This is a genomic window from Paenibacillus jiangxiensis (assembly GCF_046098255.1).
Taxonomy (GTDB): Bacteria; Bacillota; Bacilli; order Paenibacillales; family Paenibacillaceae; genus Paenibacillus; species Paenibacillus jiagnxiensis.
Genome location: NZ_JBJURI010000024.1, coordinates 24510 through 50678, shown reverse-complemented (window position 1 = coordinate 50678; position 26169 = coordinate 24510). Strand labels below are relative to the sequence as shown.

The 26169-nt window shown below is 51.9% G+C and carries 20 protein-coding genes, 1 pseudogene and 1 riboswitch; of the genes and pseudogenes, 12 read left to right on the top strand and 9 right to left on the bottom strand.

Going from position 1 to position 26169, the window contains the following annotated elements; genetic code table 11:
* The first annotated feature begins 37 nt into the window (after positions 1–37).
* The 6 genes from ACI1P2_RS21455 (at position 38) to ACI1P2_RS21430 (ending at position 7948) form a co-directional block, all read left to right on the top strand.
* Positions 38–1000: a carbohydrate ABC transporter permease gene (locus ACI1P2_RS21455; RefSeq protein WP_408976293.1), complete on the top strand. Its 963-nt coding sequence runs from the start codon at positions 38–40 to the stop codon at positions 998–1000.
* A 77-nt stretch (positions 1001–1077) separates the two neighbouring features.
* Positions 1078–1881, top strand: coding sequence for a carbohydrate ABC transporter permease (locus ACI1P2_RS21450; RefSeq protein ID WP_355322575.1), 804 nt, complete (start codon positions 1078–1080; stop codon positions 1879–1881).
* 160 nt (positions 1882–2041) lie between these two features.
* Positions 2042–3778 carry a sensor histidine kinase gene (locus ACI1P2_RS21445; RefSeq protein ID WP_355322439.1) on the top strand — a complete coding sequence of 579 codons (1737 nt, stop codon included), beginning with the start codon at positions 2042–2044 and terminating at the stop codon, positions 3776–3778.
* Positions 3779–3918: 140 nt separating this feature from the next.
* Positions 3919–5205, top strand: coding sequence for an ABC transporter substrate-binding protein (locus ACI1P2_RS21440; RefSeq protein ID WP_355322437.1), 1287 nt, complete (start codon positions 3919–3921; stop codon positions 5203–5205).
* A 60-nt stretch (positions 5206–5265) separates the two neighbouring features.
* Positions 5266–6849, top strand: a complete 1584-nt coding sequence (locus ACI1P2_RS21435; RefSeq protein ID WP_355322435.1) for a response regulator transcription factor — start codon at positions 5266–5268, stop codon at positions 6847–6849.
* A 34-nt stretch (positions 6850–6883) separates the two neighbouring features.
* Complete coding sequence (locus ACI1P2_RS21430) at positions 6884–7948, top strand: NAD(P)-dependent alcohol dehydrogenase (protein WP_408976298.1); 1065 nt, start codon at positions 6884–6886, stop codon at positions 7946–7948.
* 162 nt (positions 7949–8110) lie between these two features.
* On the opposite strand, the gene ACI1P2_RS21425 is transcribed toward ACI1P2_RS21430, so the two are convergent.
* The 5 genes from ACI1P2_RS21425 to ACI1P2_RS21405 form a co-directional block, all read right to left on the bottom strand.
* On the bottom strand, positions 8111–8620 hold the full coding sequence (locus ACI1P2_RS21425; protein ID WP_355322433.1) for a hypothetical protein: 510 nt from the start codon (positions 8618–8620) through the stop codon (positions 8111–8113).
* A gap of 348 nt (positions 8621–8968) precedes the next feature.
* Positions 8969–10822 carry an ABC transporter ATP-binding protein gene (locus tag ACI1P2_RS21420; protein ID WP_355322431.1) on the bottom strand — a complete coding sequence of 618 codons (1854 nt, stop codon included), beginning with the start codon at positions 10820–10822 and terminating at the stop codon, positions 8969–8971.
* Entirely contained in the window at positions 10815–12593 is a 1779-nt protein-coding gene (locus ACI1P2_RS21415; protein ID WP_355322429.1) for an ABC transporter ATP-binding protein, read from the bottom strand. Before ACI1P2_RS21415 ends, ACI1P2_RS21420 begins: the two co-directional genes overlap by 8 nt.
* An 80-nt stretch (positions 12594–12673) precedes the next feature.
* On the bottom strand, positions 12674–13087 hold the full coding sequence (locus ACI1P2_RS21410; protein ID WP_355322571.1) for a MarR family winged helix-turn-helix transcriptional regulator: 414 nt from the start codon (positions 13085–13087) through the stop codon (positions 12674–12676).
* Positions 13088–13305: 218 nt separating this feature from the next.
* Positions 13306–14337 (bottom strand): NADH:flavin oxidoreductase/NADH oxidase, encoded by a 1032-nt coding sequence (locus ACI1P2_RS21405; RefSeq protein ID WP_355322427.1) that lies wholly within the window; start codon positions 14335–14337, stop codon positions 13306–13308.
* Positions 14338–14695: 358 nt separating this feature from the next.
* Positions 14696–14782, top strand: a riboswitch (cyclic di-GMP riboswitch).
* Between the two features lie 172 nt (positions 14783–14954).
* Here ACI1P2_RS21405 and ACI1P2_RS21400 point away from each other — a divergent pair.
* From ACI1P2_RS21400 to ACI1P2_RS21385, 4 genes are read left to right on the top strand one after another with little or no spacing between them, the layout of a single operon-like run.
* Positions 14955–15875 (top strand): acetaldehyde dehydrogenase (acetylating), encoded by a 921-nt coding sequence (locus tag ACI1P2_RS21400; protein WP_355322569.1) that lies wholly within the window; start codon positions 14955–14957, stop codon positions 15873–15875.
* A gap of 2 nt (positions 15876–15877) precedes the next feature.
* Positions 15878–17230: a 4-hydroxy-2-oxovalerate aldolase gene (gene dmpG / locus ACI1P2_RS21395; RefSeq protein ID WP_355322425.1), complete on the top strand. Its 1353-nt coding sequence runs from the start codon at positions 15878–15880 to the stop codon at positions 17228–17230.
* A 36-nt stretch (positions 17231–17266) separates the two neighbouring features.
* The gene (locus ACI1P2_RS21390; protein WP_355322423.1) at positions 17267–18049 is read left to right on the top strand and encodes an SDR family NAD(P)-dependent oxidoreductase; all 783 of its coding nucleotides are present in this window, start codon (positions 17267–17269) and stop codon (positions 18047–18049) included.
* A 29-nt stretch (positions 18050–18078) separates the two neighbouring features.
* Positions 18079–19659 (top strand): pyridoxal phosphate-dependent decarboxylase family protein, encoded by a 1581-nt coding sequence (locus tag ACI1P2_RS21385; RefSeq protein WP_355322421.1) that lies wholly within the window; start codon positions 18079–18081, stop codon positions 19657–19659.
* Positions 19660–19787: 128 nt separating this feature from the next.
* Here the strand turns inward: ACI1P2_RS21385 and ACI1P2_RS21380 are convergent, their stop codons facing one another.
* The 3 genes from ACI1P2_RS21380 to ACI1P2_RS21370 all read right to left on the bottom strand — a co-directional run bounded on the left by ACI1P2_RS21380 (position 19788) and on the right by ACI1P2_RS21370 (position 23513).
* The gene (locus ACI1P2_RS21380) at positions 19788–21296 is read right to left on the bottom strand and encodes a monooxygenase (RefSeq protein WP_355322420.1); all 1509 of its coding nucleotides are present in this window, start codon (positions 21294–21296) and stop codon (positions 19788–19790) included.
* Positions 21297–21581: 285 nt separating this feature from the next.
* Entirely contained in the window at positions 21582–21860 is a 279-nt protein-coding gene (locus ACI1P2_RS21375) for a hypothetical protein (RefSeq protein WP_355322419.1), read from the bottom strand.
* 252 nt (positions 21861–22112) lie between these two features.
* The gene (locus ACI1P2_RS21370) at positions 22113–23513 is read right to left on the bottom strand and encodes an MFS transporter (RefSeq protein ID WP_355322418.1); all 1401 of its coding nucleotides are present in this window, start codon (positions 23511–23513) and stop codon (positions 22113–22115) included.
* 127 nt (positions 23514–23640) lie between these two features.
* Between ACI1P2_RS21370 and ACI1P2_RS21365 the strand changes: the two genes are divergently transcribed.
* Together ACI1P2_RS21365 and ACI1P2_RS21360 are read left to right on the top strand one after the other, a co-directional pair.
* A complete protein-coding gene (locus ACI1P2_RS21365) occupies positions 23641–23979 on the top strand; it encodes an ArsR/SmtB family transcription factor (RefSeq protein ID WP_355322417.1) in 339 nt (112 codons plus the stop codon).
* Positions 23980–24056: 77 nt separating this feature from the next.
* Positions 24057–25439, top strand: coding sequence for a DUF2252 domain-containing protein (locus ACI1P2_RS21360; RefSeq protein WP_355322416.1), 1383 nt, complete (start codon positions 24057–24059; stop codon positions 25437–25439).
* Positions 25440–25603: 164 nt separating this feature from the next.
* Here ACI1P2_RS21360 and ACI1P2_RS21355 read toward each other — a convergent pair.
* Positions 25604–25858: pseudogene (locus ACI1P2_RS21355) on the bottom strand (KGG domain-containing protein); the annotation flags it as partial.
* Between the last annotated feature and the right edge of the window lie 311 nt (positions 25859–26169).

Below are 26169 nucleotides of genomic sequence, written 5' to 3'. Positions count from 1 at the left end.
AATTAATCAGTGAACTCGTTAATTGAGAGGTGACCGAATGTACTCATCTGAAACCGCTAACATGCAAACAGGCGGCACATATGTCAAGAAACGCCGCCCTTTCCTGAAACGGTGGGACGCCCCCATCGCGGGTTATTTGTTTATTTCCCCATGGCTGATCGGATTTCTCTTCCTTACTCTTTATCCGATGCTGCTCTCGCTGTATTACTCCTTTACGGATTATACGCTCATGGAGCCGATCTCCTGGGTCGGACTGGAAAATTACCAGCGCATCCTGACCGAGGACGATAAATTCGTGCAATCCGTCAAAGTCACGTTTGTGTACGTGCTGGCCTCCGTCCCGCTGAAGCTGATCGCCGCCCTGCTCGTGGCGATTGTGCTTAGCCGTGCCGTCAAAGGCATTTCTTTTTACCGGACAGCCATCTACTTCCCGTCCCTGATCGGGGGCAGTATCGCCGTGTCCTTGCTGTGGCGCAACATTTTCGGTGTGGATGGGTTCTTCAACCAGCTGCTCGCCATGGTCGGCATTACAGGCAAGGGCTGGGTCAGCAGTCCGGACACAGCGCTGTGGTCGCTCATCCTGTTGTCCACCTGGCAGTTCGGCTCGGCCATGGTCATTTTCCTGGCAGGGATCAAGCAGATTCCGGCGGATCTGTACGAAGCCTCTGCGGTGGATGGTGCGAACCGGTTTGTCCAGTTTTTCCGCGTGACCCTGCCCATGCTGTCGCCGACGATTTATTTTAACCTGATCATGGGGGTCATCAATGCGTTCCAGATGTTCACCTCCGCTTATGTCATTACAAACGGCGGGCCGATGAACTCCACGTTCGTCTATGCTCTCTATCTGTATGAACGGGCCTTCAGCCGCTATCAGCTCGGATACGCCTCCTCCCTGGCCTGGATCATGCTGGTCATGATTGTCATCGTATCAGCCGTCATTGCGCTGACCTCGAAATACTGGGTATTTTATGAATCCGACACGGGAGGGAAAAGACGATGAGCAACCGCACACTCAGCCTCAGCCTCAGCGCGAAAGCGGCGGCCCGCAGACGGGGCAATATCATCCGCCATGCCTTCATGATGTTGTTCAGCCTGATCATGATCTATCCGGTCGTCTGGTGGATCGGCGCGTCCTTGAAGAGCAACAGCGAGCTCAGCTCGCCAAGCATTTTTCCATCGGCTCCTGTATGGCAAAATTTCGTGGAAGGCTGGCATTCGGTGCCCGGCTACTCCTTCACCCATTTTTATCTGAACACCTTCAAGCTGGAGCTGGCCGTGCTCATCGTGACGCTGATCTCCTGCACACTGGTAGCGTTCGGCTTTGCCAGACTTGATTTTCCGCTCAAGAAAATGTGGTTCGCCCTGCTCATGGCTACACTCATGCTCCCTGGGCAGGTGCTCATCATTCCCCAGTACGCCATGTTCCATCAATTCGGCTGGGTGAATACATATCTGCCGTTTATTGTGCCGCATGCCCTGGCGGGAGGCGCGGGAGGGACCTTCTTCGTCTTCCTGCTCATTCAGTTCATCCGCGGCGTTCCCCGCGAGCTCGACGAATCGGCCAAGATGGACGGCTGCTCCTGGTTCGGCATCTATTGGCGCATCATTTTGCCCCTGACGAAGCCGGCGATTGTGACAGTTGCGATCTTCTGCTTCCTCTGGAACTGGGACGATTTCCTCGGACATCTGCTTTATATCAACTCCGTGGACAAATATACGGTGGGGCTGGCCTTGCGCATGATCAACGATTCGCAGGCCGGGCAGGAATGGGGACAGTTGCTCGCCATGTCGCTCGTGTCCATCATCCCGGCCACTTTGGTTTTCATCGCAGCCCAGAAGCATTTCGTGGAGGGAATTGCGACCACCGGCATTAAAGGATAAGAAAAACGTCTGTCGAAGTACTTTCAAAGTAGACAGACCGCGTTTAGTGGAGGTTTTTTGAGATTAGGGCGAATACGCCGCGGTTCTGCCGCTTGCGGGTTCGCCTTTTTCATTCAAATGCATGAGACAGCAACTTGTATACAGACAGGGAGCATGAAGCATGAAAAATCCTTTCAAAATATACCGGATTGACCGCTTGTTCTTTCTCGGCTTTGCCTTGTTCCTTATTGTAGTGCTGGGCTGCGCCGTCTGGGCCAGCTATACCATTTCTTCGCGGGAACTGGCGGCCACCTCTTCCTATTATCAGCAGCAGCTGCTGAATGAGGTGAATAATGAACTCTCGGCCAGACTGACGACGATTGAGCAAATTTCGCTCTCGACGTCGCGCGATCAGGAGCTGATCGATCTGCTCTCCGGGAGCAGCAGCACCTACGAGCATTACCGGAAAACCCGGGAGACCGAGCTTTCCCTGCAAACACTCACCTATTCCATACCGCTCATTCAGGGCATTGACCTATATATGAACAACCCCTTCTCCACGAGCAGCCAGGAGGGGTATATCCATTTCCGCAGCCTGCAGGAAGCGCCGGGACAGTCCTGGTACCCGCTCGTCGAACAGGGGGATTTCACCTGGTCGGGAGAATACACGGTTCCCAGCGTACAGGGGGACGTGCCGGTGATGAGCTTTGTGCGTAAAATCGTGTACGACGATAAATACCTGGGCATCCTCGCCATTCATGTAAAGGCCGGCAGCATCAAAAATATTCTATCCGGGGATACGCCGGGCACGAACCGGGTCATGCTGGATTCCTCCGGCCGACAACTGCTGGCCGTAGGAGAAGTGCCCGGTCAGGCGCTCCCGGCTGGCCGCACAGATGAGATGACGGAAGCGAACGGGGTGCTTCGCCTGAACGGGGAAGCAGGAATGAACGATACCCTGCTCGTCTATTCCAAGGTTGATAATTCGCACTGGGTGCTCGTGCAGATGACACCGTGGGAGCAGATCACGGCTGGCAGCAGACGGCTGGCGGAGGTGATTGGCCTCATCGGCCTGACCGCCGTGCTGCTAACCTCTCTGTTAGCGCTATGGCTCAGCAAACAGTTTACTCGCCCGCTCAAGCAGCTGATCGGCGCCATGAAGCGCTTCTCCATCGGTGACAAGGAGCCGATGCTGCCTGAAGATTACCGCAACGAATTCGGTCAGCTGTTCTCTGGCTACCGGCAGCAGAACGAACGCATCAACCAGCTCTACCAGTCCTTGCAGCAAAGGCTGGAGCAGCAGCGCAGAGCGGAGATTAAGGCGCTGCAGGCCAATATCAACCCTCATTTTCTCTATAACACGCTGGACCAGCTGAACTGGATGGCCATTGAAAGAGGCCAGGAGCGGATCAGCCGCATTCTGGAGCTGATGGGGCGAATGTTCCGGATCGGACTGTCCAATGGCGAGAGCTTTATTACGCTCGAGGAAGAAGCGGACCATATCCGCTGTTATCTGGAGATTCAGCAGATTCGCTGGGAGAGCGGTCTTAACTTCAGCATCGAGCTGCCTGACGCGGCCCGCAACCTGTACGTGCCCAAAATGACGCTGCAGCCTTTCGTGGAAAACTGTATCGTGCACGGCTTCAATGGCCGCGATCATGGCTTCATCCGCATTTGCGTGCAGGAAGACGGCGAACGAGTGCTGCTGACGGTTGAGGATGACGGAAGAGGTCTGCATTCGGCCTCCACAGAGCGGAACCGCACGAACGGCGGTTATGGCATCCGCAATGTGCGGGAAAGAATCGATGCCTACTTCGGCAGTACGTATGGAGTCGCACTGTCCAACCGCACCGAGGGAGGCACCCGCGCCATCATTACGCTCCCCCATCTGGCAGAGCGGCCGCAGCAGGAAGCCTGAGCCGATCAGGGCGTGGCAGCCGCTCTCATTTTCGGACGATTTTATAATAAATTGTGCATCTCTCCCGTACACGCGCCCAGGGTAAATTGTTACGATGATCTTGGCACAAAATCTTCAGTAAAACAGGGGGTTTGTATGATATGATGATTTGGAAGCGCTCTCTAAAATTGGCCGCCGTGGCCGTTCTCGCTGCCTCCCTCGCGGCCTGCGGCAGCAGTAGCCAGGGCTCCGGCAGCAAGACTGCGGAGGACGGCACCGTGAAGCTGCGCATCATGTGGTGGGGTTCCCAGGACCGGCATGAAGCCACGCTGAAAGTACTTGAAAAATATACGGAGCTCCATCCCAACGTCACCTTTGAACCGGAATACTCCGGAATGGACGGTTACCTGGATAAGCTCTCCACACAGGCAGCCGCCAAGAATGCGCCCGATATCATTCAGCTTGATCCGGGCTGGATTTCGGACTGGTCCGCACGGGGCCAGCTGGCGGACCTCTCCTCCGGCATCGATCTGTCCAAGGTCGGCGAGAAGGTGCTTACCGCCGGAAACTACGAGGGCAAGCAATACGCTGTGCCGCTTGGCTCCGTCGCCTACGGCATGATTTACGACAAAGCCGCGCTGGATAAGCTGGGGGCTGCCCCTCCGCAGAACGGCTGGACCTGGGACGATTTCTTCGCGCTGGCCCGCAGTCTGAAAGGAAAGCTTCCCGAAGGGCAGTATTTCACGAAGGATTATGCCGGTGACTATTTCGCCTACAGCGCCTATCAGTACGCCAAAGGCAAAGGGCAGGTCGTTACGGATGAAGGCGTGTTTAACGTGGATCGCGACACCTTCCTGGAATGGACCCGCACCTTTGCCGAGCTGCGCAGCGAGGGGCTTGTTCCTCCAGCCGACCTGAACGCCTCCGACAAGGAATTTGACCCCGGCATGGACCTGATGGTATCGGGAAAAATCCTGTTTCGCCTCGCATTCTCCAACAATTTCGGCGCATGGGACAGCCTGAAAAAGGATGCCTATGCCCTGGTGACGATGCCGCGCGCTGAGGAAGCCGGCGGCTGGCTGAAGCCGTCCATGTTCTTCGGAGTCTCCAGCAGTTCAGCCCATAATGAAGAGGCCAAGAAATTCATCGACTGGTTCATCAATGATCCGGACATCGCCAAGACGCTGGGCACAACCCGCGGCTTGCCTGTCAATGCGGAGGTAGCCGCCGGGCTTGAAGCGAATATGAGTGATACGGAGAAGGTGGGCATGGAGCTGCTGCGTGCCACAGAGAAGGACGGACAGATATTCAGCACCGGCGCCAAGGGCTGGACCAACTTTATCGATAAGGACTGGCCGCTGATCCGGGATGAGCTGAGCTTCGGGCAGACAACACCGGAGGAGGCTTACGAGAAGCTCCAAAGCGCGGCTAAGGAATACGAAAACTAGCAAAGGCTTCACAGCATCATCAAGTGAAACGTACATCACATTTCGGAGGAGAGATGGGGCGTGTGGAAAATTGCGATCATTGATGACGATCGTCAGGTGCTGGCAGGAATGAAGCGCGGCATCCCCTGGAATGAGCTGGACGCCGAGGTGGCCGGAGAAGCGCTGAACGGGGCGGACGGCCTCGACATGATCCGCCGCGTCCGGCCTGATGTCATCATTACGGATATCTACATGCCCGTGATGAACGGCCTCGATATGATCAGCGAGCTGCGCAGGCAGGAATTCGAAGGCAAGATCATTATTCTGAGCGGATACTCCGACTTCGAATATGCCAGGCAGGCTTTGAGGCTGGACGTCAGCGATTACCTGTCCAAGCCGATCAGCGTTCCCACCTTCAAATCCGTGCTGGCCAAGGCCTTGCAGGATCTGTCCAGTGAAGATATCCGGCGCGCCCGCGAGGATGAGATGATGCACAAGCTGATGCTGTATGAGCCTTTTGTGGAAAAGGAATGGGTTAAAGCCGCCGTCACGGGCACGCTGGACCCCTCCTACCGGCGAAATGAGCTGCTGCCCTCCCCTTACCTGCGCTGGGCAGACACCTCCCATATGATAATGGGGATCGAGCTTGACCGCTGCGCACGCTCCGGCAGCCTTACCATTTCAGATTGGAACCTGTTTAGGTTCGCTGTGAGCAACATTGTTCATGAGGTGGTCAGGGAACGGTTTGCCTCTTTCGAGTATACAGAGCTGCACGGCATGCGTTCGGTGGTTGTCCTGCATGCCGGTCCGGAAGCGGCATGCGATGACCTGACCGGGCGGACCGACGAGCTTAGCGCTACGCTGAAGACCTGTGTATGGAATTACCTGAAGCTGAAGTTGCGGATCGGATTCGGGGCGTGGAAAGCTTCGTGGCTGGATATTCCGGATTCCACGGAAGAGGCGTTCCACTCTCTGGACGGAAAAGGTCTGGTGCCGAGCAGTGAGCAAAGCTGGAATATGATGCGGCCCGTCAAGTTTTATCAGGAGCTGGCAAGCGCCATTAAAACATCGCAGGAAACCCGCGCCAAACAGCTTGTGACCGACTATACCCGGCAGCTGCAGAAGCAGGGCGGCGATACACCAGAATACGCGCGCATGCTGGCAAGCGAGCTGTGGGGTGTAATCGCTTACTGTCTGTACGATGTCGGCATGCTGCTGGATGATCTGTTTCCCAATCGCGAGCTATCACGGGAAATGTCCGCCCTTGGCGGGCTGGAGCAGCTTGCCGCCTGGCTGACGGAGAAGATCACCGTCATCTGCCAAAGCCGTGAGTGGGGCGGCGGCAGCAAGCATCGTCAGGCCGTGGACTTTATGGTCCAGTACATTCACGAGCATTATGACGAAGATATCACTCTCTCGGAATTGGCGGACAAAGTCTTTATATCCCGCAATTACCTGTCCAACATCTTCCGCAATATGACGGGAGAAACGTTCAATACGTATTTGACACGTGTGCGGATGGAGAAGGCAAAGGAGCTGCTGCTGGAACGGAAAATGCTCGTTTACGAGGTAGCCGACCGCGTAGGTTATAAAAACGTCCCTTACTTCAGTACACTGTTCAAGAAGTTTACCGGGATGAATCCTACAGAGCTTGCGAACGGATAAATGCTGTGATTCAGAAAGGAGAATGAGTCAACTCATGTTGAATGCGGAGAACCCTGTAATGATGAAAGCTGCCGTTATGCCGAAACCCGGAGAGATTAACATTGAGGAGCGGCCTGTACCCCAATTGCAGCCGGATGAGGTGCTGATCAAGGTTATGGCTGTAGGAGTCTGCGGATCAGACGTGCATTACTATGAGAACGGACGGATTGGCCGTTATGTCGTGGAGAAGCCCATCATCCTCGGGCATGAATGTGCCGGGATCATCAGTGCGGTCGGCTCTGCCGTCACCCGCTTCCAGCCAGGAGACCGCGTTGCGGTGGAGCCCGGCGTCACCTGCGGGCGATGCGATGCCTGCAAGTCCGGCCGCTATAACCTGTGCCCTGACGTGCAATTCCTCGCCACTCCGCCTGTGGACGGCGCTTTCGTGCAGTATATGGCCATGCGGGAGGACTTCGTCTTCCCCATTCCGGATCATTTGAGCTTCGAGGAAGCTGCGCTCAACGAGCCTTTCTCCGTCGGCATTCATGCTGCCCGCCGCAGCCAGCTGCAGCCGGGTTCCACCCTCGCGATTATGGGCATGGGCCCTGTCGGCCTGATGGCGGTTGCCGCCGCCAGATCCTTCGGGGCTTCGCGCATTATCGTGACCGATCTGGAACCCATCCGGCTGGAGGCCGCCAAGCGGATGGGAGCCACGGATACGATCAATGTTCGTGAAGAAGATCCCGTCGAAGCTATCAAACGCTTGACTGGCGGGCGAGGTGTCGATACCGCCTGGGAGACGGCGGGCAACCCGAAGGCCTTGCAATCGGCACTGTATTCGCTCCGCCGCGGCGGCAAGCTGGCCATTGTCGGCCTGCCCGCACAGGATGAGATTCCGCTGAATGTGCCTTTTATGGCCGACAATGAAATCGATATTTACGGTATCTTCCGCTACGCCAACACCTACCCTGCCGGCATCTCCTTCCTGTTTTCCGGGCAGATTGACGCCAAATCCCTGATCACGGACCGATACCCGCTGGCCCAGACCCGGGATGCGCTGGAGCAGGCCATCCACAATAAAAGCGGAAGCCTGAAGATTATAGTTTACCCGAACGAGTAAACGAAGCAAAAGAAGAGGGAAAAGAGGCTGTACGCCTTCTTCTCCCTCTTCTTTCTAGCCAAGGCCAAGCCGTTCCTTGTTTCTTTAGCTCCCAATAACGATTCTACATATGTAGTTTACACAAAGATATTGACAGACCCCATTTTGTTCCTTTGTATTTGATCATTTGTGTTTTATAGAATTTTCAACCCATTCCTTAAACTTTTTGTTGATGTATTCTAACTCATTTTCATCTACTATCTCACTTTTTTTGACGCTAAAAATGAAATACTCGCCATCTTCATCTGGGTTCCCAAGTTTTTCTGTCAAAGGACCTTCGGTGTATTTTACTTCCCAATCAAGTTTATTTTTATAAGCAATCCCTTCGTGTTCCACTTTATTAAGTGTACAAAAGGGGTGGAAATGTTTTCTTATATGGAAAAAATAATCATCAAAATTATTTATCCCTACTTTATCTAGTTGCTCTTTAATTGTCTTCAATTCATTTTCAGTACATTTTAATATGAACCCTTTAAACTGTTCATTCTCTTCAAGACTAAAAACCTCGTAATTTTGAATTCTTTCGTTTCCTGGTGAAGGATTCCCAAAAATATTAATGAGAATCTCTTGAATTTTAGGAATATTGGCTTCATTAATTGACAAAATACAATGAAACTCCATCAGTTCTGACAATAAATAATCCTCCTTTAGTGTAAAGCTAGAGTATAACTAGTATAGCTCTAGCTTTACAACAATCCATACTATTTCTAACAGAAGGGCGTAAACTAGAATGAGTAGCGTCAAGCGATTGTCTTCTTAGGATGTACGTCTATCGATGTACTTTCTGAAATCTTCAAAAAGGGGAAGAGATGTTCGATCAGCATCTCTTCCCCCTTTCTCCTTAACCACACCATATGGGTGATTGCACGCATCAGCGGAGAGAACGAAGCAATTCCGGAAAAGCGTTAGCGTTCGCCTTTGGCCCGAAGGGTCAACAGCGATTGTAGGAATGGTTCGTTCTCAGAGCGGCTCACATCACACTCATGACGCATTCTCGAACTGGCTGTTATACAGCTCGGCATAGAAACCGCCTTTGGCCAACAGCTCCTCATGATTGCCAGTTTCAATAATATCGCCGTCTTTCATGACCAGAATCAAATCCGCGTTCTTGATCGTCGAGAGACGGTGGGCAATGACGAAGGAGGTTTTGCCAACCGTCAGCTGATCCATTGCCTGCTGAATCAGCAGCTCTGTGCGCGTATCCACCGAGCTTGTCGCTTCATCCAGAATGAGCATGGGCGCATTTTCAATCATGGCTCTGGCGATGGTGATCAGCTGCTTTTGACCTGCAGAGAGATTGGCTTTGTCATCCAGCACCGTATCATATCCATGCGGCAGAGTTTTAATAAAGCTGTGCAGCCCCACCGCCTTACTTGCCGCTACAACCTCTTCGTCGGTGACATGCTCCTTGGAAAACACGATATTTTCACGAATGGTTCCTTCAAACAGCCAGGTATCCTGCAGCACCATGCAGAACAGATCATGAACATTTTTACGCGTTAACTGGCTGATCGGGGTGCCGTCAATATAAATTTCCCCGCTGTTCAGCTCATAAAACCGCATGAGCAGATTCACTAAGGTGGTTTTACCGGCGCCTGTCGGACCAACAATGGCAATTTTCTGTCCGGCTTTGGCTTTCATGGAGAAATCCTTGATAATCATACGGTCTTCGTTATAACCGAAACGGACATTTTTAAATTCAACATCCCCTTTGGCGGTCTCCAGCTTCGTTGTTTTTGCGCTTTCGTCCGCCAATTCTTTTTCACCCAAAAATTCAAATACCCGTTCGCCAGCGGCAGCCGCGGATTGCAGGTTGGTTGCAGCCTGTGCCAATTGGGACAAGGGTTGTGTAAACAAGCGAATATACACCATAAAGGCAACAATCGTACCAATCGTGATGACATTGTTGGATACGAGCAGAGCGCCGACAACGCAGACTGCTACATAACCGAGGTTCCCAATGAACATCATGACAGGCATCATAAGGCCTGACATGAATTGGGATTTCCAGGCATTGGTGTACAGACGGCCGTTAATGTTATGGAACACCTCTTTGGCTTCTTTTTCCCCGTTATATACCTTGACTACGTTATGACCCGCATAAGTTTCTTCGATATGGCCGTTGATTTGACCGAGCTCCCCCTGCTGGGCGATAAAATATTTCTGCGAATGCTTCATGATCACCATCATCAATACAAAGCCGATCACTGTAGCCGCAATCCCTGTAAGAGCCATGATCCAGTTGGTAAAAACCATCATCAGCAGAGCGCCAACGAACGTAGCAATCGATCCAACCAGGGCGCTCATACTGCTATTCAACGTTTGGCCGATGGTATCCACATCGTTGGTTACACGGCTCAGCACATTGCCGTAGCTTGTGGAATCAAAATATTTCAAAGGCATATGATTGATTTTTTGCGATAATTCTGTCCGCATTTTTTTCGTGATGCGCTGTGTTACCGTGGCCATGATAAAACCCTGGAAATAGTTAAAGACGATTCCCAATCCGTATAGGAGGGCTAACATAAGAACGATCTTCTGAACGGCGTCCAGATCGATGCCTGTCATGATTCCTTCCTGGATCAGGTTCGTAATATCGCTGAGCTTATCAGGACCAATCACGTTGAAGGCAGAGCCGAGCAAAGCGAGAATCATAGCCAGTATAATCAGGGGCAAATAGGCTTTGTTGTAGGATAAAAGCTGGCTGACCGTTTTTCCGAAATTTTTCGATTTTTCACCAGGCCTCATGCCGCCGCCCATGGGACCTCCACTCCCAGGCCCCCGCTGTTTCGCGTTTGTATTGTGGCTGCCCACGGTGTATTCATTTTTACCCATGTACGAGTTCCTCCTTCGAAAGCTGGGAATAGGCGATTTCCTGATAAGTGCCGCAATTATCCATCAGCTCTTCATGCGTGCCGCTGCCGACAATTTCGCCATTTTCCAAGACAATAATGCGGTCGGCGTCCTTAATGGTACCTATGCGCTGCGCAACGATGAGTGTTGTGGCATCGCCGGTTTGCTGTTTGAGTGCCGAGCGCAGAATGCGGTCTGTCTTGTAATCAAGCGCCGAAAAGGAATCATCGAAAATATAAATCTCCGGCTGGCGGTAGATCGCACGCGCAATGGATAACCGCTGCTTCTGACCGCCTGATACATTGGTTCCGCCCTGGGCAATTTGCCCCTCATACTGGCCCTCCATGTTCTCCACGAACTCGGCGCCTTGGGCAATTTCGACTGCTTTTTTCACGAGCTCTTCGGACATTCCCGGCTTCCCGTTGGCACCCTTCCCGTTATCACCGTACGCCACGTTGGAAGTGACCGTACCGCTGAACAGCACAGCTCTCTGCGGCACATATCCGATTTTGTTATGAAGCGCTTCTTGTGTATAGTTTTTGACATTCACACCGTCAACGAGCACTTCTCCTTCTGTCGTATCATAAAAGCGGGGGATCAGGTTGATCACGCTGGTTTTGCCGCTGCCTGTAGCGCCGATAAAGGCCACCGTTTCGCCCCTTCTGGCGGTGAAACTAATGTTACGCAGCACCGGCTCCTCCGCGTCCGGATATTTGAAGCTGACATTGCGGAATTCCACCTGGCCTGTCAACTCCGCTTTTCCTGCCGTTTCCTTCCCGTCAACGATCTTGGCTTCGGTATTCAGCACCTCCATGATCCGCTTGGCGGATACCGACGCACGGGGCATCATGATGAAGATCATGCTGACCATCATAAAGGCCATGACCACCTGCATCGCGTAGGAGGAGAATACGACCATATTCGAGAACAGTGTGATACGGTCAGGCACAGCCGCCGCGTTAATCAGATAAGCTCCGATCCAGTAGATGGCAACACTCAGGCCGGACATAATAAAGGTCATTCCCGGTCCGATCATCGCCATTAACCGGTTCGCAAACAGATTCGTTTTCGTTAATTCAATGTTGGCCTGCTCGAACTTGGCTTCCTGATGAGGCTCTGCATTATAAGCGCGAACCACCCGCAGCCCTGTCAAATTTTCACGGGTTACGCGGTTCAGATTATCCGTAAGCTGTTGAATCTTTTTAAACTTTGGCAACGCAAAAATAATGATCACACTCAGCATCAGGATCAGCACGGCTACGGCCGCTCCGGTGGAGGCGGTCCACTGCCAATTTTTATCCGCAATTTTTACGATGGCCCAGACAGCCAGAATCGGCGCTTTGATCATCACCTGCAGCCCCAGTGCAACCACAGTCTGAATTTGGGTAACATCATTCGTTGAGCGGGTAATCAAGCTTGCCGTCGAAAAGCCGTTAATCTCCTCCATGGAAAATGACAATGTTTTGTCAAACACCATGCCGCGCAGACGCATGGCCAGCCCTGCCGCCACCCTGGCGGCGAAGTAACCGACAATGATCGAGGCGATCATACTGCCGACAGCACACAGCAGCATATAACCGCCGGGAATAAGCAAATCCGATATCTTCGATCCTTCCATCTGCAGCTTGGTTGTAATTTCCGCCATATAATCCGGCAGCCGCAAATCAAGCCATACCTGTACAACGATGAAAGCCAAGCTAAACAGCACGAGCATCCATTCATGCCTCTTGAGGTATTTGAAAATCTTCACCATCCGGTTGCTCTCCTTTTATCTTATAGTGTAAGACATTTGGCAAAAATATCATGCAGCCCTTAAATGAACTGCATTGGTTATTAACTCTTGGAAGCCATGATCTTTACCAGGCGGACAAACTCCCTGGCGTCCTCCTCGCTCAGCCTGCGCAGCATTTTCTCGGTTAACGCAATTCCTTCGTTACGTCTGTCAAGCAGAAATTGCCGGCCGGCATCGGTAATAAATACGATCACCCTTCGTTTGTCATCCGCATCGGTACGACGCACAACAAACCCCTTCTTCTCAAGGCTCTTTAGCGCTGTTGCCACCCGTCCCGTGCTGACGGACAAGTATTCGCTCAATTCTCCGGAGGTGGACCCGTCTTTATGGAAATTCAGGTGGATCAGGATCCCCATTTCCCCGCGCGAAAAGAGCTTTCTCCCATCATCCAGCGGCGGTTTGCGAGCTTGGGCGGCGTATTCAAAGAGTTCTACAGCTAATGCTTTATAATCCAATTGCATGGCTCACACCTTCTAAAATTTATCTTACACTATGAGATAATAATAGATCTTTGCTGCTGTGTCAAACCCATACGGGGATTCCCTCTATTTTCCGCCAAATTAAGGTGCAGATGATACTGGTCAGACGAAAAAACAACACAAGAAATAACCCGGCTGAATCCCTCGGCCGGGTTATTATAAGACCTTGCACGACACCTATCGGCGCCTATCCATTAAAACGCCCGCTCGTATTGCACCGGAACTTTATGATCCTCGCTGAGCGTTACCGCCGCATGTACAGCCCAGTAAGGATCGCTCAGCATGCCGCGCCCCACCGCCGCCAGATCGGCGTCTCCGTTCCCAATGACCGATTGCGCCATGGCCGGGTCATCCAGTCTTCCGACGGCAATGACCGGAATGTCAACCTCCTCACGGATCTGCCGGGCGAACGGAACCTGATAGCCGGGATGGTTGCCCGGTCTTCTCGCTCCAGGAGTCCCTTCGCCGCCGGAGCTGACGTGAACAACATCCACGCCTGCATCACGGTATTTCTTGAGCAATTCGATCGCATGATCGATATCGTAGCCTCCGTCCGCATACTCCACAGCGGAGATCCGGAACAGCAGCGGCATATTCTCAGGCATCTCCTTTTTGATCGCCTGAATGACCTCTACACCGAAGCGTGAAAGGTCTTGTCCGTAGATATCATCCCGCTTGTTGGTGAGAGGGGAGTGAAATTGATGAATGAGATAGCCGTGTGCTCCATGGATCTCAATCGTATCCACTCCTGCCGCTACAGCACGGCGCGCCGCTTCCCCGAACTTCCTCACCATCTCCTGTACTTCCTCCGTTGTCAGCGCGCGCGGTTTCTTGTACGGCTCTCCACCAGGAAACTCAATGGCCGACGGGGCAACCGGTTCGGCTGCGTCCTCCGCCTTGCGGCCGGCATGGGCAATTTGGATGCCCAGCTTCGCTCCATGCTCATGCACACCATCGGCGATACGGCGGAAAGCGGGGATATGCTCATCCGACCACAAACCCAGATCATAGTCTGAAATGCGGCCATCAGGCTCAACATCTGTCATTTCTATAATGATCAATCCTGTGCCGCCCACAGCACGGCTGGTGTAATGGACATAATGCCAGTCATTCGGAATGCCGTCCTTTGCCGTCACCGAGTATTGGCACATCGGCGCCATGACGATCCGGTTTTTAAGCTCCAAGCCTTTAATGGTGTAAGGCGTGAACAGTATGTTCTTTGACATGGTAATCCCTCCCTGGTTCCTGTCCCATAGTTTCAACCACAGGTTTACGAAACATACATTTAATGCCTTTTCACTGCACTGCAACTCAAGTTAGTTGCGCACAATTTATTATCATATGTTACGATTCCCCACACAAGTACTCACATCCATGTTCCCTAGTATCATTTTTTATACTGTCTTTGTGAGCGTCTATCAGCTCGAGGGTCCTGCTTTTCATGAATCAAAAGAACTTAAAATTTTTATTTCTTTGCCCTAAAAAAAGAAAATTTGAGGAAAATAGTTCCAAACTCCTATTCCCATATAACCATTGTATTGGTAAATTGACATCATACAACACGGTTAGACAGCAATGAAATTCGTACGATAAAGGCAAACCCGCCGAAAGACGGGGACGCAAAGCTATAGGGGCTTAGGTGGAATACCATGATGCCAGCCAGCTGCCGAATACGACGGAAAACCTCCGTCTTATTCCATTATCAGATAAGAAGGAGGTGTTTTTGCGTTCGAAAATGTAAATTTTTGATCTTTAAGGAATAAAAACGGATTTTTTGATGTTGGAGTAACATGGATGTATTGATTTTTGATGGGTTTCTTGGCACTGCAGAGCATTAAACCATATCGCACATCTAACTGCAAAGGAGCAGTATCACATGAACAATAAGGTCAAAGTTGCGATTATTGGCAGCGGTAACATCGGGACGGATCTGCTGAAGAAGACAATGCGATCCCCTTACCTGGAGTGCACGCTGTTTGTGGGGAGAAATCCGGAATCGCGGGGAATGGTCACCGCGAGAGAGCTCGGCGTACACGTTTCCGATCAGCAAATTGACGCTTTGATAGAACATGCCTCTATGTATGATATTGTTTTCGATGCCACTACAGCGTATTCCCATATACAGCACGAGAAAATTCTCAGAGGTTTAGGGAAGTTTGTTATCGATATGACGCCATCAAAAATCGGAGCCATGTGCGTTCCTGCCGTAAATTTGCACGAATGCCTGACTCTCGACAACGTGAATATGGTTACCTGCGGAGGACAAGCCTCCGTGCCGGTGGCATATGCGGTCGGACAATCCCATAGTCAGGTTGATTATATTGAAGTTGTATCCAGCATTGCCTCCATGAGCGCCGGCCCCGGCACCAGATCCAACCTCGACGAATACATCGAAACCACCGAGGAAGCGATCAAAAAATTCTCCGGCGCCCGCCGCGCCAAAGCCATTCTGAATTTAAATCCCGCAGAGCCCTGCGTCGATATGCAAACCACCGTCTATGCCAAGGTCCATGACCCTGATCTGAATACGCTAAAAGAGCATCTGGATCGGATCATTTCCACAATCCAGGCTTATGTGCCAGGCTATCAGTTGATTATCCCTCCTTCCATTGAGGACGGAAGAGTTGTCGTTATGGTTAAGGTGGAAGGAGCCGGGGACTTCCTGCCGAAGTATGCCGGAAATCTGGATATCATTAACTGCGCAGCCATCGCCATTGCGGAAAAGTACGCCTTCAAGCTGACAGGGATCGAGAGAGGTGCGTAAGCATGACGACCGTGCTGATCAGCGATCCAACCTTAAGAGACGGCTCCCATGCCGTTCGGCACCAGTTTACCAAAGAGCAAATGCAGACTTACATGCTTGTGGCGGAGGCAGCCGGCATCCCTGTCATCGAGGTAGGCCATGGCAACGGCCTGGGGGCTTCGTCATTGCAGCTGGGGGAATCCCTGGTTTCGGATGAGGAAATCTTCATCCTGGCCTCCCAGACCCTGCGTAAAACCAAAATAGGAATCCATGTCATTCCCGGCCTGGCCACCATCCATGACCTGAAAAAGGCCATCGAGATGGGCGTGCATACGGTCAGGGTTGCCTCTCATTGTACGGAGGCCGACATCACCAAGAGACATATCGAATATACCCTGAGCCAGGGGCGGGAAGCTTATGGCGTGCTGATGATGAGCCATATGGCATCCGTCGGGCTGCTGGTGCAGGAAGCCTTGAAAATGCAGTCATACGGCGCACAAGGAGTCATCATCATGGATTCCGCCGGAGCCTATTTGCCGAATGACGTCACGGAGCGGATTGGCGCGCTCACCGCCGTATTGACGATTCCGGTCGGCTTTCATGCACATAACAACCTGGGCCATGCCGTCGCCAATTCGGTTGCCGCTCTGCAGGCAGGCGCACAAATACTGGACGCCACGATGCGGGGATTCGGAGCCGGAGCAGGTAACACCCAATTAGAGGTGCTGATTCCCGTGCTGCATAAATTGGGCTACACCACGAACATTGACCTGTCCAAGCTCCTCCAGGGTGCAAATGTAGCAGAAAAAGCATTCATAGACAAAGTGCCCACCATTAACTCCATCAGTGTGATCAGCGGATTGGCCGGTGTGTTTTCAGGCTTTGCAAAGCCTGTGGAGCGTTTATCCCAAAAATATAACGTGGATCCCCACGAAGTGTTCCTTGAGCTGGGCAGAAGAAAAATTATAGCCGGGCAGGAAGACATCATTATTGAGGTTGTCCGTGAGCTTGCCGCTTCAAAGTCCAATACTCCGATGAAAGGGTTGAATCCCATGCTGAGAGACCGTGATCAAGTCGAGGTTACTTATCCATTCCAGGGGGTCGAGAGAAGAGTCCTTGCCCATAATGAGAAACTGATGCTTGTCGAACATCTATTGGCGCATGGCTCCACTTTTCCTCTGCACAGCCATGAACATGAACAGATTTTTTACATTCTGGAGGGAAGGGTCAGGGTCACTTGTAACGGAGAGGAGTATGAAGTAAAGGCAGGGGGAAGCTTTGTCATCCCCGGAGGGTTGGAACACAGCGTCTATGCCGTCGAAGACACGGTCTCTTTGGACATTTTCACTCCGGCTCGCGAGGAATATATAATCTGATGCTCAATAAGTTGGGAAACAGGAAGGGGACACATCATGGATCTGGGTCTTAAGGGAAAAGTTGCATTGATCACCGGCGGGAGCAAAGGAATCGGCCTGGAGACGGCGGCAACACTTGCCGCCGAGGGCGCCAGGGTTGCCATATGCGCGCGCAGCGAAGAGTCGTTGGCCACGGCGGCGGCACACATTCGGGACCGGTCCGGCTCTGAGGTGCTAACGATCAAAGTTGACGTCACTACATCCGGGGACTGCGAAAAAGCGGTATCCGATACGGTAAGCCGCTTCGGACGGCTCGATATTGTGGTGAATAACGCGGGGACTGCGGCAGCGAAGCCATTTGAGCAGATCAGCAATGAGCAGTGGACCTCCGATCTGGATTTAAAGCTGCTGGCTGCTATCAGCGTATCACGGGCTGCCGTTCCGCATTTGCGGGCTGCCGGAGGCGGAGCGATCATCAATGTCACTACATCTTTGTCCAAGACACCACCAGCCTCCTCCATGCCAAGCTCCGTAAGCCGCGCTGCCGGACTGGCCTTGACGAAAGCGATGAGCCGGGACCTGGCTCCCGATCAGATCCGAGTAAATACGGTGTGCATCGGCGTGATCCGAAGCGGACAGATTGAGGAACGATGGAAACGGGAGGAGCCAGGCTTCACCTGGGAGCAATATGCACGGGATCCCCGCCATCAGATTCCGCTCGGCAGGATCGGGGATACGGACGAAGCGGCAAAAGTGATTACATTTTTGGCATCCGGGGCTGCTTCTTATGTAACAGGTACCTCCGTAAATATCGACGGCGGCTCGGGGCCTGCTTTGTAGGTAATACAAGCACACAGGGAGGGGATAGGATGTTGTACGACAGCAAGCCTGACATCGGAACACGGTACCCTGGTTCAGACGGGAATGATTCGCAGAGAGCAGCTTTTCTGAAATGGATCGAGCAAATCCTGATCGGCATCGATCGGCTTAAAGCTCATGATCATGTATATCTCATGGAGAGTAACCGCCGACAAGGTGACTTGAATGGTGAACTTATATGGTCAAGCAAAATACCGGCAGCAGGCATTCCTATGGAAGAGGTCAATCATAAGCTATTGTCACTTCTGCACTCCCTCCCCCTACATACAAGATACGAATTGACAGACACGACCCAGATGGCGAGCATCCCGGGTATTCTCGGCCTATTAACTGCTTGTCTGGTCAATGGCAGTCATGTACCGGATGCATACGGGCCGGCAGGAACGGAAGCGAAAGCCAGGGTAACAGCGATGCTGTCCAGGCTGGTCGGTTACAACAGCAGCAGCGGAGGTTATACCCCTGGGGAAGGGCAAGAGGCCATATTTACGGCTTTGCGCATCGCGATTGCCAAGCTTGCTCCTGATGCACCCCGCTCGGGAGTGCCCCGCAAGCTATATGTGCTCTGTTCGGAAGCGGCTCATGACAGCTTGCTCAGATCAATGGAAGCGGTCGGGATCGGAAGCGGTCATTTGATCCGGGTGCGTACACTGCCGGACAATTCCATGGATCTTGTGGAATTGAAGGATCAATTGATTCGTGTGATCCGCAGCGGGGGCACACCGATTTGCATTGTAGCTACAACGGGGACAAGCGATGCGATGGGGATCGACGATGTAGAGGAAATTTACCATTTAGCCGCTATTCTGTGCTCCGTTTATAACGTTCCCCGGCCGCATATCCATGCGGACTCGGTGCTCGGCGGAATCTTTGCCTTCTTTAACGGATACGATTTTGCAGCCAATCCCTTTTCCTTTGGACCGGAGACATTACACGCCCTGTACAGGATTCAGTGCAAAATGGCAAAGCTTCGCTTTGCGGATTCATTGTGTTTCGATTTTCATAAATTGGGACAGCTTCCGTATTCAAGCAGCATGCTTCTACTTAAAGACGCAAAGGATCTTCAGCTTATAGACCTAACCGCGGAAGAAACGCCCTCGAGATCCTTCGGAATCTACAGCGCACTGCTTGCTTTCGGGACTGAAGGTTATCAACAGATGCTGGGTCACCTGGTTGAAGTGAACATTGCATTCAGGAAGGCGCTGAAAATGAATATTCCCGAAGCGGTGATTGTAAATCGATTTAATCCGGGGAACATTACTTTGTTTCGCATATACCCGGGCGGCGTTTCCCGCTTCGCGGAGGAATTGAACGGGGAATGCACGAAGGACGAAGTGGAGCGTACCAATCTTCTGAACGAAAGATTATTCGAGCGATTGGGCCAGCGGAGAGAGAGAATGTCGTTTGACCATACAAAAAAATATTTATCTGTATTAACGGAAGACCAGCATACGATGCCGCTTTACGCGGCCAAACTATCCGTTATTTCACCTCATACCGGGACAGAGCATGTAGATGAGATTGTACTTTTCCTGAAGGAAATCATAGATGATGTCATCGTAACTGAACGCTGAACGAACCATCCCTACAATCGCTGTTAGCCCCAAATTCGCTATTCTCCTGCAATGTCTGATTGAAAAACCGAGAACAGGTGCAAGGTTCCCCTGTTCTCGGTTTTTTTGTTTCGGACAAAATAATCTAATCAAAAAAAACCTGCTTCCCCGCACCAGCGAGCGACCCCCTGTCGGACCGCTTCCATCGGCTCCGATTCCGACCGTGACAACGCCCATGCGACATAGCCGTCCGGACGAACGAGCGCCGTATGCACGTCGGCCCAATCAGCGGCATTCTCCGCAAGCGAAGCGAACACCGGCTTGATATGCGGATAGCGGCTCCAGTCGGCCTCTTGGATCGTTTGGTCCCCCGCAAAGTGAAGCAGCACGAAAGAACCGGAACGGAAAAATTCATACGCCTGATGAAGAGCACCTTCTTCCGTTCTCAGCTTCAAATCCCGCAGTCGGGATCCGTTCAGCGAATGGGCAGGTGCAAGCGGGTCCGATTCATAGCGGATGTTAAACGCTGAGATCTGATCAGCCAGCAATCTGTTCGTTTCCGGAATTTGCAGCAGTTCGGAGAGCAGGCTGCGCAGGTCGCCCATAGACTGCGAGAAATCAGACGCCATCAGCACCGCCTGAGCCCGGGTATTGCGAAGCAGCGCCGTGTTCACAGGCATACGTTCCTGATGATAGCTGTCCAGCAGCCCTTCCGGTGCCCAGCCCTTCAGCGCGGCCGCAAGCTTCCAGCCCAAGTTCACCGCTTCCTGCAACCCCACGTTCAACCCCTGGCCGCCGGCAGGGAGATGAATGTGCGCCGCATCCCCCGCGAGGAAGATCCGACCCTCACGGTAACGCTCCGCCTGCCGTGTCGCATTGCCGAAACGGGACAACCAGTAAGGACTGGAGATGCCGAAGTCAGCTCCGAGTATCTTTTTCAAGCCAGCACTCAGTTCTTCAAGTGTTACAGGTTCACTCTTCGGCACGGATGTCCGCTCCGGATCAACCACGATCACCCTGTGCAGCCCCGAGTTCATTGGGACGATCATCGTCCCCCCTTGCTCACTATAACGGGACAGAACGGTGGGCTTCTCCAGCTCCGTCAGCATGACGTCGCCAAGCATGGCGGTCAGCGTATCCCCGGTTCCAGTGAACGGAATGCCGGTCTGTTTGCGAACCGTGCTGCCCGCACCATCTGCACCGACCACATAAGCCGCCTGCAGTGTAAATTCGCCTTGCGGCCCAACGCCGGTGACCTCAACCACTTCCGTATGCTGACGGACCGATACGACCTCCACCTCCCGCCGGATATCCACGTCCAGGCTTTTTGCCCATTCCTCCAGCACCTCTTCAGTCTCATTCTGCGGGATAAAGAGCGTGTAATTGGACGTGGAGTCAAACACCGAGAAGTCAAGCCGGGTATCCAGCGACGCGAAATGCCCGGTGGGAATCGGTCTGCCTCTGCTTTCCAGCTTTTCTTTAAGACCACGCATATCCAACAGTTCCAGCGACCGGGGATGCAGCGTAAGCGCGCGGGAATAAGGTGTGATCTTCTTCCGCTTCTCCAGTACGCACACCTTGACTCCTGCCAGTGCGAGCTCCGACGCTACCATTACGCCTACCGGTCCCCCTCCGACAACTACCACTTGATAATCCATGCCTTCACTCCTTTTTAATCAAATTTTCAGCGGGCCAAAATAACTATATAACTGATTTGGAATTTTGTTTTTCGCAAAACTAAAATACATTCCTTTTTTGTTTTGCGCGAAACAATTTCATTGTAGCACGCCTCCTTTACCATGAGCAACCCTCTTGCATCTTAAACTAAGAATGCTGCCTTCCGGGCATTTGCTGTTCGTGCATTCGAATACAGTTGCGTAAAAAGCCCTCCAGAGTACTGGAGAGCTGGGAGAAATTCTACATTTTAGAGTGATGCGCCCTATTCAGTCTTCATAGCCAGCATAGCCCCGGTCCATGAAAAAATCCATTTCTGTATCCAAAATCGTCTCGACGGTGATTTCATCCAAATCTGCATCCGATCTGCTCAGGATATAATCCACCAGTTCATCTCCGTCTATTTCAACGTCTCCATTGACATCCGCTTGGGCATTGTTAATAAAATCCTGCTCATGCTTTAATACAAGCCTAATGCTATTGGAATCGATGTTGGTCTGTTCCGCTATGAACTGGACAAGATCCAGCTCATTCACCTTCTCACTCATTACATTTCAACTCCTCATTATGACTTGTTGGGCAAACGATCATGCATACGGGGCGTTTTGGCTGACTCCCTTATCATAGCATCCCGTCCTTCATGGCGCAGGATAAAATTAACATAACATATTACAGGAGCTTGCGCCAGCCTTACGGTTCAGCGCAAGGCTGCCGGCAGATGCAATGGGCTTAGGATGAGATAAATAAAGGCTAATTATTCCTTTAGATTTTGAATTGACCCATGGGCTGTGCTGCAGCTCCTAAACTTCAAGAGAGCCGGATCGGTTTTTGAGCGCCAGCGCCTTGGCACCACGCAAATAAGCGTAGGCCGAGATGAAGGACAGTAAAGCCATAATCATAAGCCCCCAGAAAATGTTGGAATAGGCAGTCGGGAGCGAAAGCCCTTTTTGCCATTCCATGGCGCTCGATGCGATAGCTACGCTGAATGCGCCGCTAAAAAATTGCAGCAGCTGGAAGAGACCCATGCCAGAGCCAACCTGCGATTTGGGAAGAATCCGGGAAATCTCGTTGGATACGCTGCTTGACAGCATGGTGAAGCCCAGGCTGTTCAGCAGATAGACAAACAGAATGGACAGCCATGAATTTCCGGCAAACAAGGCGAACAGGATCGTTGCGCAGAGCACCATCAGCGGCGCGTATCGCAGAATCTCCGAATTGCCATGCCGGTCGATAATGGAACCGACCTTGCGGGAAGCGACAATGGCAAGCAAGGAGCCGGGGAAGATCACCAAGCCGGCCTGGCTTGCGGTGAAATCAAAGCGATGCACCAGAATTTGCGGAATGAGAAATAAGGTAGCAAAGCTGCACAAATACGAAAGAATACCTACCAGTGATAAAGCCGTATAAGAAGCATTGGCGAACAGGGCCGGTTGGACAAACGGCTCTGAAGCAAAGCGGATGCGCAGGATAAACAGAACAAGGCCCAGAACTCCCGCCGCAAGCGCAAGCCAGGAATGGCTGGTCAGGAACAGCAGTACACCGGTCGTGCCCACAGCGATAAAGATGGCCCCTGGCGTATCAAAAACACCACGCGTCGGCGCTTCCTTCGGGATAGAAAGGTAGAAGAACGGAACAAGCACCAGGCTGATTGCGGTGATCACAAACAGATAGTTCCAGCCGAAGTAATCAACAATGGCGCCGCCGGCAACCGGACCAAGGCCAAGGCCCAGGGAAACTGCCGACATAATGAAAGCCATGGCTTTGCCGCGTCGTTCAATAGGGATATAGCGGGTGAACAGCACCATAGAGAGTGAAATCACCGCTCCGGCTCCGGCCGCTTGAAGAACGCGCATGGCCAGCAGGAACCAGAAGCTTGTGCTGAACAGTCCGCCCAATGCGGCAAGGCCCAAGGTAAGCAAACCGATTACGAGCAGCCGCCTGAGCGGTACAAAATCGGAAAGCCGGCTGTATGTAATGGAAGAAATGGCGAACATAATGGAATAACTCGTTACGATCAGGGAAGCGACCGAATCCTGGAGTCCGAACGCAGCACCTATTTCGGGCAAAGCCAAATTGAACATGGACGTATTCATGATGGCCAGAACAACGGCAAGCCCGAGCAGCAGCGTCAGCACACTTTCCTTTTTTAAATCGTCCTCTGCAGGGAGGGATGAGGTGACATCGGTTGATGCTGCCTTCATTTGATTTCACCCACTCTTTCTAATTTCTTAGTTCGATTATAATCGAACATTTGAAATATAGCATGACATCCATTAGAATGCAATTAGTGATTTTGATTTATATTTCTTTTCAAAAGGGGATAATCAGATGAAAGTGCTGTATCATCCGGGCCGGGAGGAGATTGAGCTTTCTTCCGTGTTATACGCGCTGAGCGATCCGATTCGGTTATACATTGTTTCTCTGCTTCGCCAATACGGCGAAAACCCGTGCAATTTCTTCGAGGTGCCGATTGCCAAATCCACCTTGTCCCATCACATCAGAACACTGCGCGAGGCAGGAGTGGTGTTTACGCGCAGCCAAGGGACACAACGCTTGGTTTCAGTGCGGGAGGAAGATTTGGAAGGCCGTTTTCCAGGATTGCTGGACTCCATACTGAAAGCTTATGAAGCTACAGGCCCAACCCAGCGGCCAGATGTGCAAGATTAAACAGCAGCCCAAAATACCTTTGCACCCGGCGCCGCAAGGAGCTATGATAAGAAAAAAGTCCTGAAGGAGCATGCCGTATGGGAATGACTTCCGCTATAACCGAAGGAGTACAACGCACAAGAGCGAAGCTGCGCAAGGAATTACTGCATTCCGTTTTTAATGAATTTGATGGCACCCTTATGAAGCTGGAAGAGCCCAAGCGAATGGAGAAATATCGGAAAATGTCGCAGAGCGCCTTTTCCTTCTATAGAGGGAGCGCCTATCTCTTCTATTTCGATGCAACCCGCCATTATTTCCCGTATCATACCTCCGCCGACCGTCCCACCTGGATACAGGGGGATCTTCACTTTGAAAATTTCGGGGCATTCCGGAACGAGTCGGGACAGATCGTCTATGATGTCAACGATTTTGATGAAGGCTATGTCGGTTCCTATCTGTACGATCTGCTGCGGATGTCCGTCAGCATAGCGCTGGTTGGAAGACAGCTGGGGTACAGCAGGGAAGAACAAATACAGAGCGTGTCAGACTATGTACGAGCCTATTACAAGCAAATGCATCGCTTCTCTGCCGGCAAAGACGATCCCGGGGCATTTTTCGTCGACCAGCACTCGGCCAAGGGACCGGTCAAAAAGCTGCTTCGCAAGCTGGAAAAACGCAAGCAGCAGCATTTTCTTGAAAAGGTAACCGCCTTTATGCAGAGCGAACGCGTATTTCTCGAGACGACGGAGCTGGTTGTGCCCACGAACGAGGAACAGACCGGACTGGAGAAGGCATGGCCTTTCTATCTGAACACCGTCGAAGACAGAAAGCACAACGAAGAGCACTACAACATCAAGGATATCGCCGTCAAGCACGGCTCCGGCACAGCCTCCATCGGCCTTGACCGCTTTTATGTGCTTATCGAAGGCGGCATGGAGAAGGAAGGCACAGATGATACCGTGCTGGAGGTTAAAGAAGTCCGGGTTCCCGTACCCGCATACTTCATGCCGTATTCCGAGTCCTTCTGGGAGTCGTTCAGTCATCAGGGCAAGCGGGTTACGGCTACACAGCAGGCGATGCATCATGAAGCGGATGAATATCTCGGCTTTCTTACCATTGATGGCCGCGACTTCTATGTCCGGGAAAGATCACCTTATAAAAAAAGATTGAAGCTTGAAAATATCGAAAGTACGGACGATATGAAGCAGATTGTGGCCTTGATGGGCCGCCTTACCGCCAAAATGCATGCCCGGGCAGATGCGGATGTTGCCGCCGGCATTTTGTCCTATCATAGTGAGCATGAAATCGCCAAGGCAATGGGCCCCGACAGGGATGCCTTCTGCCACCATATCACCCACTGGTCCGCAGCCTATGCGGATCAGGTGGAGGCGGATTATGAACTGTTCCTGGAATGGATCGGTTCTCAACAGCCGGAGACGGAGCAGAAAATGCCTGGAGAAGAGCAAGTCGTACAGCCGTAGGCCAAACAACACAGCAAAGAACCGCCGATATCGGCGGTTCTGCTTGATTTGTGATATTCTGCCCTGAAAATTTAATTGACCCTATTTTCATCGATCAGTGATGTCACGAAATGGCATGAAAGTTTATAATGATGCCCATTGTATGCCTTATCGGGGAATTAGCGGTCATCACCGCGTGATTCGCCACCTTTACGGCCGATCTCCTGATAAAACTCTTTACCATGAGATTTGGACGTAGCCTCACCGCCCTTTTCACCGATCTCCTGGTAAAATTCCTTGTCATGGGAGTTTGCTGTAGCTTCGCCACCCTTGCGGCCGATTTCCTGATAAAATTCTTTGTCGTGATTTCGAGCAGTGGCTTCCCCGCCCATTCGGCCTGCTTCTTCCCTACTCATTTTGCCATCTTGGTTTTGTGCCATGTTCTATCACTCCTCTGAACTTTTTTATGTGGTAGCGCCACGTTCATTTATTACCCGCCCCCCGAAGAACGAAACACAGCGGAGTGTTATCCCGAAGGCCGGGGCCCATGCTGTGCATCTAAGAGAGCATAGTTTTCACGCCTGTTGATATCGCAGCCGAGCTGTAAGATGCAAACAGGATCTTACGTCATTAATTCTATTTTTTTGAATTAAAATACTCTTTATCCACTCTCAACTGCTGTTATAAAATCCGATTAAACAAGCCTTTACCGATTTCTCCCGTTCCCTTTGATACCGCTATTCTTAAAATC